The organism is Spirosoma sp. KCTC 42546 (assembly GCF_006965485.1).
Taxonomy (GTDB): Bacteria; Bacteroidota; Bacteroidia; order Cytophagales; family Spirosomataceae; genus Spirosoma.
The window spans coordinates 6,465,886-6,480,246 of record NZ_CP041360.1 but is presented as its reverse complement, the minus strand read 5'-3'; the positions used below and the strand labels follow the sequence as shown (position 1 = coordinate 6,480,246).

Here is a 14,361-nt window from a genome sequence, read left to right as displayed (position 1 = left end):
ACTTGCCGACTCATTCCAGATTTTCCAATGAACAAACAACTTACGTTCCTTACTTCGGTCATGTTAATGAGTTGCCTGATGGCCGCTACGCCCCCACCAGGCAAACTAGCTAAACCACTGCCCCAGCCAAGCGTATCCCAGCCAAACGCAATCCGACCTGACCCTAAACCCCCAGTACCAAAAACGCCCTTCATCAACCGGCAGAATATGAACCTCGCCGTGAAACCCGGCGATGATTTTTACCAGTATGCCAACGGCGAATGGTTAAAGAAAAACCTCATACCGGCTTCAAAAACCAGTTGGGGTAGCCTCAACGTCTTACGTGAGAAAAGCCTCGATGCCATGAAGTCACTGCTCGAAGAGGCTACTCAAAACACCAAAAAAGGACGGTTATACCAGATGGTAGGCGATTTCTACGCCAGCGGGATGGATAGTATCGCTATTGAGCAAAAAGGCTTCGATCCAATCAAGGCCGATCTTGCCCGCGTAGAACAGGTGCATAGCAAAGCGGATGTACTGAACGAAATTGCCTACCAGCGCACTCAGGGTAACAGTATGCTATTTCCTTTTTTTGTGGACCAGGATAGCCGAAACGTCACCAAATATATAGGTCAATTTGTTCAGGGAGGTACTACGCTGCCCGACCGTGATTATTACCTCAAAAACGACCCGCGTAGCCAGAAAGTCCGGGAGGCCTACCGCGATTACCTGACTAAACTATTTGGCCTGATTGGCGAGCAACCCAGCAAGGCTTCGCAAAACGCTGACCTGATTATGCGGCTTGAAACGGCACTGGCCAACGCGCAAATGGCCCGAGTGGAATTGCGTGATCCAATCAAAACGTATAACAAACTGACGGTGGCCGATTTCTCGAAGCAGACTCCCGGTATAAACTGGAGTGACTTGATGCCTAAAATGGGTATTCATGGACAAGACACGGTGCTCGTACAAAACCCTGCGTTCTACCGCTCTATGGATAGTTTGCTGACCGCTACGTCGGTTGAGGATATGAAAACGTATATGCGCTGGAATCTGCTTAAAAACGCAGCTCCATATCTGAGCAATTCGTTTGTGAACCAAAACTTTGCATTCAACAAAGTGCTGTCGGGACAGAAAGAACTAACGCCCCGCTGGCAGCGCATGAGTATGCTGATCGACGGATCATTGGGTGACTTATTAGGCCAACTCTATGTACAGCAGTACTTTAAGCCGCAAGCCAAACAACGAATTCTTGTCCTGATCGATAATCTCGAAGCGTCATTTAAAGAGCACATCAACGCACTCGACTGGATGAGCATTGACACCAAAAAACGTGCACTGACCAAACTCACCTCATTCAAACGCAAGATTGGCTACCCCGATAAATGGAAAAACTACGACGGTGTAACCATCCGGCGCGACGATTTCTACGGCAATATGAAGGCCGCCGATAAGTGGTGGTATAAAGACAATTTTAACCGATTTGGGAAGGCAGTTGACAGAACGGAATGGGGCATGACTCCACCCACGGTAAACGCCTACTACAACCCGGTAAAAAATGAGATTGCATTCCCGGCGGCTATTTTGCAGTTCCCATTCTTCGATGCCGAAGCCGACGATGCCATTAACTACGGCGGTATTTGTGCTGTAATTGGCCACGAAATGACCCACGGCTTCGACGATCAGGGCCGCCAATATGATGCCGACGGAACCCTGCGCGACTGGTGGACAACAGACGATGCGACCAATTTCAAGCAACGCGCCGATAAAGTGAAAGAGCAGTTCTTTGGATTTAAGGTACTGGATTCGCTGAAAGTGAATGGGCAACTGACACTGGGCGAAAACCTCGCCGACCTTGGTGGTTTGGCCATTGCCTATGATGCGTTTAAGAAAACCAAACAGGGTCAAGGTAAAACCGAGATTGACGGATTCACCCCCGACCAGCGGTTCTTTTTGTCATGGGCGCAGGTTTGGCGTAGAAATATACTACCCGAAACCCAGGCTCAGCAGATACTGGTCGACCCCCACGCACCCACTCAATACCGCTGCAATGGCCCGCTGAGCAACATTGATGCGTGGTACAAAGCCTTCAATGTGCAACCGGGCCAGACCATGTATAAGGCCCCCGATCAGCGGATCAAGGTCTGGTAAGCCACTAAGTGCCTGTCCTGGCCTCGGAAATTGGGTCGTTAAGCCCAATCAATAGCGTCGGCGCTCATTTCGCATCCTCTTACCCTCAAATCACTAGTTATTCCCAAATCACCATGTTCATTCCCCGATTAATCAGGCAGACCAGTTTAGTGCTGACCATTGTGGCCACAAACCCAATGAAATCATTTACACTCGCTACCCTCTGTCTGCTCACCTTTCTAACTACAGAATTGGTGGCCCAATCGCAGCCCAACCCGTCAGTGACTGAGTATCCCCAGCCAGACAGTGTTGAAATTAGCCATTTACTGGCAAAAGTATCAGTTGGCGGTTTTCAGAGTCGCAAACCTCTTGAAGTTGGCCTTCGATCCACCTTAGGCACTCTCTCATTAAAGGGCAGCGGTCAACAGAAAAACGTTTCCTTTAGCTTTCCGGTTGGCGCGCAGGTTGTAGCCAAAGGAATCAATGTACAGGAATCAGGCCGGGGAGAACTATCCTGGAATTTCGCCTGGAAGCCCAATACTACCTATCAACTCATGCTGATAGTAGCCCTTTCTGACACGACTGACAAAAAAATGCTGTACTCAGGCTACCTGTTTCTACCGGACGAGAATAAGTGGAAACTAATTGGTAGTTGCCTGCTTAACGGACAACGCACTACCCTTAAAAAACCAGCCACCTTTGCTTCAGGTAACGACGAAACGGATTCAGTAGCCCGATTCACAGAGGTATGGCTCCGGCGGACCAATCGTAGCTGGAAAAATCTGTTGAGTACCGCTATGCCAGCACCCGTAATTACCTTCAAGGATGCTTACGTTGACAGCGATGAGCAGTACAAGCGGGAAACGAAGCAGATTGAGAACGCTGTTGCCGAAAGTAAATCAGAAAAGCTTACCTATAAAGACGGTATATATTACGCCATCATGCGGGAAGGCACGGGCAAACAGGTCAGCCTGACAGATTCTATTGTCGTGTTCCTTAATGGGTATCTGTTTCATAACAAGGCTTTGTTTATGCAGCAACTCGACAAGCCTGCCACGTATCCACTCTCCAAATTAATCAAAGGGTTCCAGCTTGGCCTACCCTTGTGCCGGGTTGGGAGCAAAATCAAGCTGGTTATTCCGTCTTTGTACGCCTACAATATAGCGACGAATAGTTCTTGGTTTTACCCCAACAGTACCCTTGTTTTTGAGGTGGACTTGCTTGACGTAAAACCGGCCACCAACTAACTCAGTTTACAAAAATGATTCGTCGACTGAAAACTGGCCATCACGATCGCCCGTCGTTGGTGATGGCTGCTGGCCGTATGCCACCTAGCCGAAGCCCAACGGCTTTTCTCAAGCGGATTTATGGCCTGCTTGAGCGAAATCTGGAAGATCCCTCGGTCAATGTTGCCTGGCTGGCCGACCAACTGGGTATAAATCGAAAAACGCTGTATCGCCAGTTGAAGCACCGGATTCAAAGCTCGCCAACCGAGCTGATCCGCCAGTTTCGCCTACAGAAAGCCGTCAAGTTGCTGGGTGCGGGCTATACCGTGGCCGAAACGGCTTACCTGGTTGGTTTCAACACACCTTCTCATTTCACGACTGTCTTTAATGAATTCTACCAGCAAACGCCGACCGAATTCATGGCCAGTTGCGTGACAAAGGCCTGATTCGCACTTTTTCATTTCCATTGCCAGAATGCCCCAAATCCGACGACATCTGCCCCCAATCTGACAGGGCATCGGTCGTGAGGAACCCATCTTTGCCCAACTAAAGCACTCGATTCAAAAAGGCCAGATCACTTCCTGTAACGTAACCTCCACCCATGTCCCGACTTGAACTGATTTGCCTGCTATGCACTATAACCGTAGCTCCCGCCTTTGCCCAACCCAAAGCAGGCCAAGCTCTGCTGGATTCGCTACTGGCCGAATTGCCCCGTGCCAAACCCGACACCAATCGCGTCAATCTCCTCATCGATATAAGCTATGCTTATTATGGTTATAGTAACAGTAACTTTAACGAAAGTATCAACTATGCTAATCAAGCCTTGACGCTGGCCAGGCAGTTGATGTGGAAAAAAGGCATGGTAGTCGCGTATAAAGTTCTTGGAAATATTTACGCAATTAAGTCTGATAATCCTCCAGCCCTGACGGCTTACTTGAGTGGCTTGAAAATAGCGGAAGAAATAAAAGATAAAAGCCAGATTGTTGGCATAAAAGGCAATATAGGTTACCTTTATTCTAACCTGGCCAATTATCCGCAGGCCTTAACCTATTATGAAAAAGCCCTGAAAGGTCATGAGGAATTAGGAAATAAAAGCGGAGTGGTACTTTGGTTAAATCTTATAGGTGAAGTATACAGCGAGCAAGGTAAGTATGCCAAAGCGCTGGACTACCAGCTAAAATCGTTGAAACTAAGCAGGGTTCAAGGTCCGGCCAGTGAATACAACTTCGACAACGTGGGACAGGCCTATCTCAACTTAGCCGATTATCCCAAAGCGCTCACCTATCTGCAAAGAGGGCTGAAGCTGAGTAAAGCCAATAGAAATAAACAAATATTAGTAAGAAGTTATAACAACCTTGGTAAACTGTATTTAAAAATTGCTATTGACAGCAACTCCACCTTCTTAACGACGCTACTAAGAAATGATAAAGCTCATACGTTACAAAAAGCCAACGCCTATGCCGACAGTGCCGTAGTGCTGGCCAAAGAACGGGGCGATTTAATAGCCTTATATCGAGCCTATCAAACCCAGAGTCAGATCCAGGACGCACTGGGTGATCCACAGGCCGCTTTAGCCAGTTATCAGGACTTTATCAAAACCAAAGAGCTGATCATCAACCAGCAAAACACCGGCAATATTGCGGCAGCCACTCTTCAATATGATTTCGACAAAAAAGAAACGGCCCTCCGCTATGAGCAGCAGCTATCAGCCGTCCAGCTCCAACAGCAGAAACAGCAACGAACCTATCTGCTGGGTGGCGTTGGATTGCTGCTGACTTTGCTGAGCCTCATTGTGTATGGGTATGCTCAGAAACAAAAAGCCAATCTCGTTTTGCAGCGGCAAAAAGAGGAAATCAATACCCAACGTACCAAAGCCGAAAACGCCCTTACAGAACTCAGAGCCACCCAAACCCAACTCATCCAAAAAGAGAAGATGGCCAGCCTAGGGGAGTTAACGGCAGGCATCGCCCACGAGATTCAGAATCCCCTCAACTTCGTTAACAACTTCTCGGAAGTGAGTGCCGAGCTAGTCACTGAACTCGAAGAGGAACAACTAAAACCCGACCGAGACACCGAACTGGAAACTGAAATCCTGGTCGACTTGAAACAAAACCTTCAGAAAATCGCGCATCACGGCGGTCGTGCCTCGGCCATTGTACGCGGCATGTTAGAACACGCCCGTACCGAAACCGGGAATAAGCAACTCACCAACCTCAACGCCCTGGCCGATGAATACCTCAAGGTTGCCTACCAGAGTTTGCGGGGTAAAGACAAAGAGTTGACCTTCGAACTGAAAACGGATTTCGACCCGGACTTACCTCGAATAGAAGTTTTGCCACAAGAGATCGGGCGGGTGTTGCTGAACCTCTACAACAACGCCTTTTACGCCGTTAAAGAAAAACAGAAAGCTGCCCCACCTGACTACCAGTCCACACTAATCATCAGCACCCAACTCATCCGCCAAAAAGTCGAACCGTCGAACCACCCTGAAGGGGGCACATCTATAGCCCAGTCCAACGGGCTGGGAACGGGCGCGGGTGTCGTGGGAACGAATATCATGGGAGCGCGTGTGATGGGAACGGGCGTGATAGGCGCACGTGTCACGGGAGTGGACGCCCCCCGGATCGAAATCCGTGTCAGCGACAACGGCATGGGCATGCCCGAATCGGTCAAAGCCAAGATTTTTCAGCCCTTTTTTACCACCAAGCCCACGGGTGAAGGAACGGGGCTAGGCTTGTCATTGAGTTATGACATTATCACTAAGGGACACGCAGGAAGCCTGACGGTGGAAAGTCAGGAAGGAGAAGGGACGACATTTGTTATTTCCCTTCCGATGTACGTTTAGTATTACCCAACCTCTTTTTGTACCCCTTTCAACCATGAAAACATCCTTTAGTGTACTGTCTCGTTCGCTACTACTGGCTTCGTTCAGCAGTTTAGTCGCCTGTTCATCGGTTTTGCAGGCCAGCCGATTGAGTAAATCATTCCCCCAGCAACCTGCCGATCCAGTGATTGATGCACCGCCTGAATCATTACAGGATACTGACGCTGTCTACGGTTTGCTCATCTCAGTGGGATCGGGCTACCAATGGGCTTTCATCGTAAAGGAAGGCGCCCATAACAGCCCCGGTCTAGGACATTGGGTCATAAAGCCCAACAACTAGTTTGGCCCGAGTTCATTACCTACCAGAAGAAAATCGCCTAATTCCTGTACTTTTTCCCTTCCCGCGCCCAAACTGTCCCGAATTCGACGACATCTGCCCCGAATATGAAAGCGCATAGACTGATAACAGACCACCTTTGATGCATTAGAAAAGTAGCGAGTCTGCACGCTTTTGACTTCTATCCACACCATTTTTTTATAATACGCCCAATCTGATGATATATGCACTACTCTATCAGCATTAGCAAAACTCAGCGCTTTCCCAGAAATGAATCGATCAGCGACGTATTCTTAGTCCGGTCAATATCAAAATGGCCCACAGCGTCGAGCAGTTGCCAAGCCACCGATGCACCGCATTGGTTTAGCGCATCGACCAGTTCCACACTTTGCTGGTAGGGCACATGTTTGTCCTGATTTCCGTGAACCACCAGAAACCGGGGCACAAAGGCGGCATTCAGGTACTGAATCGGATTCGCGGTTTTGACTAATTCGGGTATCTCTTGAATTGGGTTGCCCATGAATAGAGATTCTGGTGAGTCCGGCGTATTGTGTGGTAACCCATCGTCCAGTTTCTGATCATCCATGGTCAAAAAGTTAATGGGCCCCGATTCATCGATTACCGCTGAAACCTGCGCGTCCAGGGGCGTGTAGTCTACGCCTAGCAGGTGCTGGCACCAGGCTGTAAGGCCAACCATCGTGCTTAAGTAACCACCCGCTGAATGCCCCCAGGCTACAAATCGCTGGCTATCTAATTGGTATACCTCCGCCTGTTGCCTTAACCAGCTAACGGCCGCCTTCGCATCATGAATCGCCCCCGGGAAACGAGTATCGGGACTCAGTCGATAGCCCACGGCAGCTATGGCAAACCCTTTTTCCAGGTAGTCTAACGGAATCTGATTTTTCGGACTGGGCTCTTTGGCACCCCGAACGAATCCCCCGCCATGGAACCAGATGATCAGCGGAAATGAACTTCCTGCCAGAGGCAGATATAAATCCAGGCGTTGACGTTCATGACCATTCGGCAGGTAGGGGAGGTCTTTATGGAGTCGGTAGGGCTGATTTTCCATTGGTTGCTAAGCGCTTTCCTTATTTTTTTGATGCGAGTTTACCGGCCAGCCAAAAGGAAAACCGAACCATGGTTGCCTGTAGGGGATTCATGGAGTTATCGGGTGGGGGCGACACAAAATATAAATCCAGGCTACCGTACGTCTTTAATAGTCGGTCGAAACGGGCAGGACCCGGTTTATCGGGTAGGATTTGGGCCGGGTACGGTGTACATAGGGCATCGAAGAAGGGCTCAAACAAACCCGGACTCAACATCCCAATAAATTTGGTGTACGGACTATCCAGCCGGTAGGAGTGCTTTGTGTAAGGGGGAACATGCAAAAAATCACCGGGATTCAGTGATACCGTCTGTCCTTCATTCCACATGGTCATACTCCCTTCCAGCGAAAAAAAGCATTCGGTATGGAGCTTATGATAGTGCTGAATAATGGCGTGTCCTTTGGGCCCTTCGGTTAAAACAACCAGAAACTGACCTTCCGTATTGTTTTGCCTGACCAGAAAGGTTTGTAATTGATCTTCCACGATCAAATGCTCGCCCCCGCCTTTCCGAATGACGTAGGGTATGGGACCATCGGGTCGCTCTACAGAAGTAACCTGCTCAACGGGAAGCGTAGGGTCAAAGCCATTAACCAGCTGAAAATCTACGGTTGAGGAAACAGTAAAGACAGACTCATCTCCGTTTTTTTCTCGTTGCGATAATTCGGTGACTAGCGAAACCAAACCACCTGGCCCCGAAAAGTACAACGTTTTGGTTGCCGGGGCGATGCATTCAATCTGGTGAGCTACCCCTTTAGGGATATGCCCAAAATCGCCTTCCCGGAGATGATAGGTTTTATCCGGGAAAGACAGGAGTAATTCGCCCGATCGCACAAAGAGACTTTTATGCGTTTTTGTATGCTTATGGGCCGGTAACTTAAAGCCTTTCGGGGCTAAAACCTCCGCCACTTCAATCAACTCTCCGGTTTGACTACGGGAGGCAATCAGGGAAACTTCGGCTCCATTAAATGGTACATTCTGGCTGTCGCCGGTTCGTGCTAAATAGGCGGGTGGGTTGGATTTGCTCATTAGTGTTCGGCTAAATTAAGACAGTATGGCAATCGCCAATTTACGTACGTAGCTAAACAAACAAATGCCATAATCTACTACTTCTTAGCCATTGCCACCGACGCGCAATGGCTCCGGGGCACCCTCGAAATGTGCGTACTTACCCAGCACCCGGCCAATCTGATAGGTTAGTGGAATGATAACTTTTCGGACAAAACCCGGGATTCCCCGCATGTCATATTCACTCGCATAGCGCGTCAGCAGATAAGCCGCGTCGAAGGTTTCTGGCTGTGCCTTCCCCGATTTGTTCTGAGCCGCATAGATGGCCGACAGGTAGAACACGACCGAGTTGGCCGGATTGATCCAGCCTGTGCAATGAAGGGTTTGGGAACCCGCGTTCCAGAAGCGATGGGGTACACCACGTTTGAACAGAACGGTTTCTCCCTCTCCCGCAAACTGTTCGGTTTGCCCTTCAACCTGGTAGCCGATCCGTCCGCTAACGACCGTCAGACATTCATCCTGTAGCCAATGCACATGCATAGGTGGGCCGCTGCCGGGTGCCACAAAATTTTCTACGAGTAGCCGGTCGCCATCCGGTTCATGCACTACTTTCTGGAAAATTAGCTGCTCTCCAATGCAGTTCTTAATCGTGTGCGGGTACGTAAAGTCCATTGTATTTGTTGTGTTTGAGGGTTTATTGACCTGCTCAAAGGTCATCCCTCCGGCAACAATTCTCAATGCGTAGTTCGATGAAACGGAAGAAGTAGCCAGTCAAGCCGCCTTATCAATCACAAACCCTTAGTCTTAATCAGTCCTGGGTGTTTATCGGGGCCTTCATCCGGCGTCCCCAGAAAACGAAAAGAGCAAGTACCAGCATGACAACGTTGAACGGTGTGTTGGCCCCCTCTCCACGAGATACATGAAAGACAATGGCGCTTCCCATGAGTGCAGCGCAACCCAATGCCGCCAGTACTGTCAATCCTGGCCTGATACGGGTAAGTGCGGGCAAAACGACACCGATGCCGCCCAATAAATCGAAGAGGCCTGTCAACCGAAGCAGGTTCGGGTATTCGCCCGCCCATGGCCACATCCTGGCCACCGTAGCAACAGGGGTTACTAACTTAACTAATCCCGTGCCGATGAAGACGAGGGCCAGTAGTGCCTGGACGATCCACAAGGCAATAGAAAGAGTTTTGGAGGGCGTTTGCTGACTTGCCATACTGATTAATACATAGTTGGTTGGTCTGGCAAAGGTCAGTACTTTTACTTTTGAAAAAGTAGTCAGACTGCCGATGCGGCAGTTACCTGAACGTAAGCGACAGCATGATTTTAACAGAGGGTGACACAAAGACTATTGATTGTATTGGCCAGATGCTGCCCATCCGTGATGCGCTGGATGTGATAAGCGGCAAATGGAAAGTGCTGATCCTGACGTCCGTCATGCAGGGAAACCGGCGTTTTACGGAAATACAGGCAAGTATTCCCAAAATCAATCCCAAGGTTCTTTCCAAAGAATTGAAGGATATGGAGGAGCATCAGCTGATCCAGCGAATCGTCCATGACAGCTCGCCTGTTTTAATTGAATATGTCGCTACGGAGTATTCACGTACGCTGAAACGGGTGATGATGGAACTGCATGCCTGGGGTGTTAATCACCGTAAACAGCTATTCGGGAAGTGAATTCGTATACTACTGAAATGCTGGGGTACTTTTTGGGCATTTGTACGCAGGAGTTCAGTATCGAGTACATTATCTGGTTTGAGGTTGATAATCCTGTTCAAACTTGACATCGTAAAGTAAGAATCGCCATTCTACCTGATCCTGTAAAATAGCACGTTATCATTAATTGAAAATAAACCAGACGTCAGAACGCTGGAACGAATAAAACGGCATCGGCCACTGTCGGGCCATCGGCTTGCTTGACGGCTATATCGACCGATGAGGTCTGGCCTTTAGGTAGCGTATACTCGCCCAGCGAAACCCATTCGCCGGATGTTTGCCCAACCACAACAATATCGGCGGGTTTGATCGGATGGGATTTGCTCGTTTTTCCGTCCGATACCGTAATGCCCAACTCGGAGGCCGTTTTGGCTAATCGGGGGAAGTAGGCGTAAATCTTGTAGTTGCCCGCTTTTACAATGTCTGGTTTAAAGCGGACGGAAGCTGCTTCGCCCCCCTGACCTTCATAAATCAGGTAGGAAGGGCCGTACCCACCTTTGCTTTTGCTCTCCACGCGCCACGGACCGGTTACCGTCGTCAGGGTCTGGTTTTCATTATCGACCAGAATTTCAGGCGTGCTACCATCACCCAGTGGGTTGGCTTTTAGCTCCTGTTGCAGTTTCGCAATATCCACTTTTTGCACGCTGGTTTTTGCGTCGATTGCCATCACTGCCGCCAACGCTGTCGACTGGCCCAGCACCATGAACACCGGTTCCATCCGAATCGACCCGTACGCAATGTGCGACGCCGATAAACAAACCGGCACCAGCAAATTCCGACATTCGCTTTCTTTGGGAATCAGCGCCCGGTAGGAGATGGGGTACGGACCAAATCCACCAACTTCCACGTTGCCCTCATTTTTGGCCATTTTCTTACCGTCTTTCTCGATCACGATGCGCTGAATATTGTGCGAATCCATCGTATAAGCCGCCATGCCAACCCCGTCTGTCACGACTTCTTTCCCCTGGCAATTCGCTTGCGTCATCACATAAGCGCCTACCATCCGACGTGCTTCCCGAATGTAGAGTTGCGATGACCAGTTGCCCGTATCGGTATACTCATCTTTAGGGTAACCCCACTTCAGCATTTGCTCCCGAAGCGCCTGGGGTACGCGGGAATCATGACCGACGAAATACAGTAAGCCCTTGGTGTACAGCTCATGATCGCGGATGATTTGTGCCCGTTTGTCGTAGCTCCCATCAGGATACGCATAATTCATCCCGATCATATCAGTCGAAAAACCATTCCGATTGTTGATGTCGGTTTTTTTGTTGGGCATGCCACTCCAGATGAAATAGTCATTGAGCGATTGTTTCTGGGGCTGGGCCGCCATCAGGCGTACGAGCAATTCGTAGCGGGTGGAATCATAGCCCGCCGGACGCGTGATCGGGACCTGATTGGCTGGATCAGACGAGAGACAAATACGATAATTGTAGGCCTGGGCCTTTCCATCGCCCGTTCCATTAGGCTCCAGCTTTGCCGGACTGACGCCCCAAACCAGACCCGATGCCGGATTGCCGGGCGTTTTGTAGGGGTCGATCCCATCGGGAAGCTGGTGGCCGGTCATCAACTGCACCCCACTGATGGTTTCGTTGTATTTAGAGTTATCCTCCCGGCCAACCGTATAGGAAACTCCGGCTTTGGCCATCAGATCACCTTCGTACGAACAGTCGATAAACATTCTGGCCCGAATAGTCCGTTTGGCCGACGGTTTGTCTGAATTTTCCAGAACGATTTCCTGAATCTGTCCACTGGTTTTCTTTACGCTCGACAGCCGGTGAGAAAACAATACGTCGACATTGCCGCGCCTGACGTAATCCTTGAACAGATCTTCGGCAACATGCGGCTCAAAGATCCACTGTTCAAACTTACCGTAATGTTGGCCAATGCGTCGGTAATAATCGCGGGAGATGCCCGTAATGGCGTATTTATTGCCAATGTCCGTCAGGCCCAACCCGCCGGAGGTCATGCCCCCCAGGTGCTTGCCGGGTTCGATCAGGAGCACGGTTTTCCCGGCTTTCCGGGCGGTATAAGCCGCTATGACCCCGCCCGATGTGCCACCATATACGCAGATGTCGACCTGCTGCTGGGCACTAGTTGAATATGTTAGTAAGAGGCTAAGACAAAGGGTGAGTGCGTATCGCATAGTTATTGGTTACTGGTTATTAGTGATTCATTATTGGCTATTAATTGCTGATTATTAGAGATTTGTCGAACGACTAATAACCAATAGCCAATAACTCATTTCCCATGTAAGGCAGCCAACTGGTTGGCGTCGAAATTCGGATCGGTAGTTGTCATGCCTTTTGTATAGACCAGAATTGCTTTTTGCTGAAGCAGCGCTTTTTGCAATTCGGGAACGGCTAACGCATGCACCGATTGCGATTTTTGTACGCACAGGGCCGCAGCCGTTCCAGCGGCCTGACCCAGCGCCATCCAGCAAGGCTCCATCCGAAGTGTGGAGAAACCAATGTGCGTGGCCGATGCCGGAACCGGAGCCAGCAGATTTTCCAATGGCGAATCGGGCACAATTACCCGGAATGGAACGGTGTACACGGCGGACGGATAACTGATGAACCCATCCAGATGAATCCGGCCTGCTTCCCGCTTTCGAACCGCGTGCGAATCAAGGGCGTAGTGGCTGGCCGTGATGCTATCGGCGTGGAGGGGGGGACGTTCGCCGGGTTTGACGGGTTGGGCATCCTGCGCTTTGAAGATGTATTTACCCTTCATCCGGCGGCCTTCCCGAACGTAAAGCTGCCGGGGAAAATGGCCATTGTCGGTGTATTCATCCTTGGCCCAACCCCATTCGGAACATTCTTTCCGGAACCAGTCCGGTAGTTCGGGGTCGTTCTGTGCGAAGTAGAACAGGCCTTCGGTATACTCCCGAAGCCGTTGGGCAAAGCGGTCGCGCCATTCCCAGCCAGAGGTTGGATAGGGCCAGTTTTCTTCCGGCAAATCGGTCGAAAGAAACGAATGGTGCTGGTTGTTGCCGTCGTTTTTGCCATTGGGGAGTTTGACCATGTTCGTTAGCCAGGCAATGCCTTTGGGCATACCGGGTACGTCGGGCGGCAATCCGCCTTTGGCCCGGCGCAGATTTTCAGCCTTCTGGGCATCGGTCACTTTCATCATGGTCACACCGGTGTAATTCCCCGTTGTCACATCACCAATCATCGACACATACTCCTCGCGATTGTACCGAGCCGGTTTCTGGATCTTGACCCGAATTTTCGGGTCGTTGGTCACACAAAGGCGGTAGTTGTAGGATTGGACGGCGTTATCGCCCTGGAATGTTGAACCTGGCCCTTCCGACCCTGCCCAGTATTTATAGACTCGTCCGGCACCGACTTCGTTATAATCGGATTTGCCTTCGCGTCCCAGAAAAAACGGTACACCCGCAGCCGCAATCAGATCGCCTTCGTAGGTGGCGTCGATAAAAAAGCGCCCTTTGTAGGTTTCCGTCTTTTTCGTATTTCGATCCGTTACCCGAATGCCCTGAATCCGATTGTTCTGAATCGTCAGATTCTCAGGCTCAAAGTCGAATTGGCGCATGGTCAAGACGGTTGCATTGGGGCTGTCTTTTAGGAACCCATCGAAGATTTTGGCCGCTACCGATGGTTCGAAATGGTAGCCATCCGAACAGTCCTTCGCCTGCTGCGAATCGGCACCGTATTTCTCGACATAGTGCGCTTTAATGCGTTGGACAAACTCAATAAATAACCCGCCGGTGGCACCCCGCGTGGCAATATCCGTAGCCCCCAGGCCGTTGGCGGGTAACCCACCGATGTGGGCTGTCCGCTCCAGAATCAGTGATTTCTTGCCTAGCCGGGAAGCGGCCACGGCTGCCATAATGCCGCCGGGCGTACCACCCACAATGATAAGATCATATTCGTTTTCGGCGAGTGGGCTTGTTCGGCCTGCTTGCCATTCAGGGAGGCCTGTAGTGAGGGCAAGGCCGCTCAGGCTGGACAGTTTCAGGAATTTTCGTCGGGTTGTGGGCATTTTACGGCAACGAAGATTTAACGTACTTGAGTA

12 protein-coding genes are annotated in these 14,361 nt (G+C 50.2%); 6 read left to right on the top strand and 6 right to left on the bottom strand.

Annotation, left to right across the window (positions count from 1 at the left end):
• The first annotated feature begins 27 nt into the window (after positions 1-27).
• From EXU85_RS26625 to EXU85_RS26600, 5 genes are all read left to right on the top strand, one after another.
• Positions 28-2,130 carry a M13 family metallopeptidase gene (locus EXU85_RS26625; protein WP_142774997.1) on the top strand — a complete coding sequence of 701 codons (2,103 nt, stop codon included), beginning with the start codon at positions 28-30 and terminating at the stop codon, positions 2,128-2,130.
• A 113-nt stretch (positions 2,131-2,243) separates the two neighbouring features.
• Positions 2,244-3,356 (top strand): FKBP-type peptidyl-prolyl cis-trans isomerase, encoded by a 1,113-nt coding sequence (locus EXU85_RS26620; RefSeq protein WP_142774996.1) that lies wholly within the window; start codon positions 2,244-2,246, stop codon positions 3,354-3,356.
• Between the two features lie 14 nt (positions 3,357-3,370).
• The gene (locus EXU85_RS26615; RefSeq protein WP_142774995.1) at positions 3,371-3,781 is read left to right on the top strand and encodes an AraC family transcriptional regulator; all 411 of its coding nucleotides are present in this window, start codon (positions 3,371-3,373) and stop codon (positions 3,779-3,781) included.
• 155 nt (positions 3,782-3,936) lie between these two features.
• Complete coding sequence (locus tag EXU85_RS26610; RefSeq protein ID WP_246859256.1) at positions 3,937-6,180, top strand: tetratricopeptide repeat protein; 2,244 nt, start codon at positions 3,937-3,939, stop codon at positions 6,178-6,180.
• A 34-nt stretch (positions 6,181-6,214) separates the two neighbouring features.
• Positions 6,215-6,499, top strand: coding sequence for a hypothetical protein (locus EXU85_RS26600; protein WP_142774994.1), 285 nt, complete (start codon positions 6,215-6,217; stop codon positions 6,497-6,499).
• A gap of 250 nt (positions 6,500-6,749) precedes the next feature.
• On the opposite strand, the gene EXU85_RS26595 is transcribed toward EXU85_RS26600, so the two are convergent.
• The 4 genes from EXU85_RS26595 to EXU85_RS26580 form a co-directional block, all read right to left on the bottom strand.
• The gene (locus tag EXU85_RS26595; protein ID WP_142774993.1) at positions 6,750-7,565 is read right to left on the bottom strand and encodes an alpha/beta hydrolase; all 816 of its coding nucleotides are present in this window, start codon (positions 7,563-7,565) and stop codon (positions 6,750-6,752) included.
• A gap of 19 nt (positions 7,566-7,584) precedes the next feature.
• Positions 7,585-8,628, bottom strand: a complete 1,044-nt coding sequence (locus EXU85_RS26590; protein WP_142774992.1) for a cupin domain-containing protein — start codon at positions 8,626-8,628, stop codon at positions 7,585-7,587.
• Positions 8,629-8,712: 84 nt separating this feature from the next.
• The gene (locus EXU85_RS26585) at positions 8,713-9,345 is read right to left on the bottom strand and encodes a cupin domain-containing protein (RefSeq protein WP_246859255.1); all 633 of its coding nucleotides are present in this window, start codon (positions 9,343-9,345) and stop codon (positions 8,713-8,715) included.
• A gap of 70 nt (positions 9,346-9,415) precedes the next feature.
• Positions 9,416-9,826 (bottom strand): DoxX family protein, encoded by a 411-nt coding sequence (locus EXU85_RS26580; RefSeq protein ID WP_142774991.1) that lies wholly within the window; start codon positions 9,824-9,826, stop codon positions 9,416-9,418.
• Positions 9,827-9,930: 104 nt separating this feature from the next.
• Here EXU85_RS26580 and EXU85_RS26575 point away from each other — a divergent pair, with 104 nt between their 5' ends.
• Positions 9,931-10,287, top strand: a complete 357-nt coding sequence (locus EXU85_RS26575; protein WP_142774990.1) for a helix-turn-helix domain-containing protein — start codon at positions 9,931-9,933, stop codon at positions 10,285-10,287.
• A 184-nt stretch (positions 10,288-10,471) separates the two neighbouring features.
• Here EXU85_RS26575 and EXU85_RS26570 read toward each other — a convergent pair whose 3' ends face one another.
• Both EXU85_RS26570 and EXU85_RS26565 read right to left on the bottom strand, forming a co-directional pair.
• Complete coding sequence (locus EXU85_RS26570; RefSeq protein ID WP_142774989.1) at positions 10,472-12,472, bottom strand: FAD-dependent oxidoreductase; 2,001 nt, start codon at positions 12,470-12,472, stop codon at positions 10,472-10,474.
• A gap of 95 nt (positions 12,473-12,567) precedes the next feature.
• Positions 12,568-14,328, bottom strand: coding sequence for an FAD-dependent oxidoreductase (locus tag EXU85_RS26565; RefSeq protein WP_142774988.1), 1,761 nt, complete (start codon positions 14,326-14,328; stop codon positions 12,568-12,570).
• Between the last annotated feature and the right edge of the window lie 33 nt (positions 14,329-14,361).

Coding starts and splice junctions, on each gene's coding strand:
- EXU85_RS26625 (WP_142774997.1), top strand. CDS start 28: ATGAACAAACAACTTACGTTCCTTACTTCGGTCATGTTAATGAGTTGC.
- EXU85_RS26620 (WP_142774996.1), top strand. CDS start 2,244: ATGTTCATTCCCCGATTAATCAGGCAGACCAGTTTAGTGCTGACCATT.
- EXU85_RS26615 (WP_142774995.1), top strand. CDS start 3,371: ATGATTCGTCGACTGAAAACTGGCCATCACGATCGCCCGTCGTTGGTG.
- EXU85_RS26610 (WP_246859256.1), top strand. CDS start 3,937: ATGTCCCGACTTGAACTGATTTGCCTGCTATGCACTATAACCGTAGCT.
- EXU85_RS26600 (WP_142774994.1), top strand. CDS start 6,215: ATGAAAACATCCTTTAGTGTACTGTCTCGTTCGCTACTACTGGCTTCG.
- EXU85_RS26595 (WP_142774993.1), bottom strand. CDS start 7,565: ATGGAAAATCAGCCCTACCGACTCCATAAAGACCTCCCCTACCTGCCG.
- EXU85_RS26590 (WP_142774992.1), bottom strand. CDS start 8,628: ATGAGCAAATCCAACCCACCCGCCTATTTAGCACGAACCGGCGACAGC.
- EXU85_RS26580 (WP_142774991.1), bottom strand. CDS start 9,826: ATGGCAAGTCAGCAAACGCCCTCCAAAACTCTTTCTATTGCCTTGTGG.
- EXU85_RS26575 (WP_142774990.1), top strand. CDS start 9,931: ATGATTTTAACAGAGGGTGACACAAAGACTATTGATTGTATTGGCCAG.
- EXU85_RS26570 (WP_142774989.1), bottom strand. CDS start 12,472: ATGCGATACGCACTCACCCTTTGTCTTAGCCTCTTACTAACATATTCA.
- EXU85_RS26565 (WP_142774988.1), bottom strand. CDS start 14,328: ATGCCCACAACCCGACGAAAATTCCTGAAACTGTCCAGCCTGAGCGGC.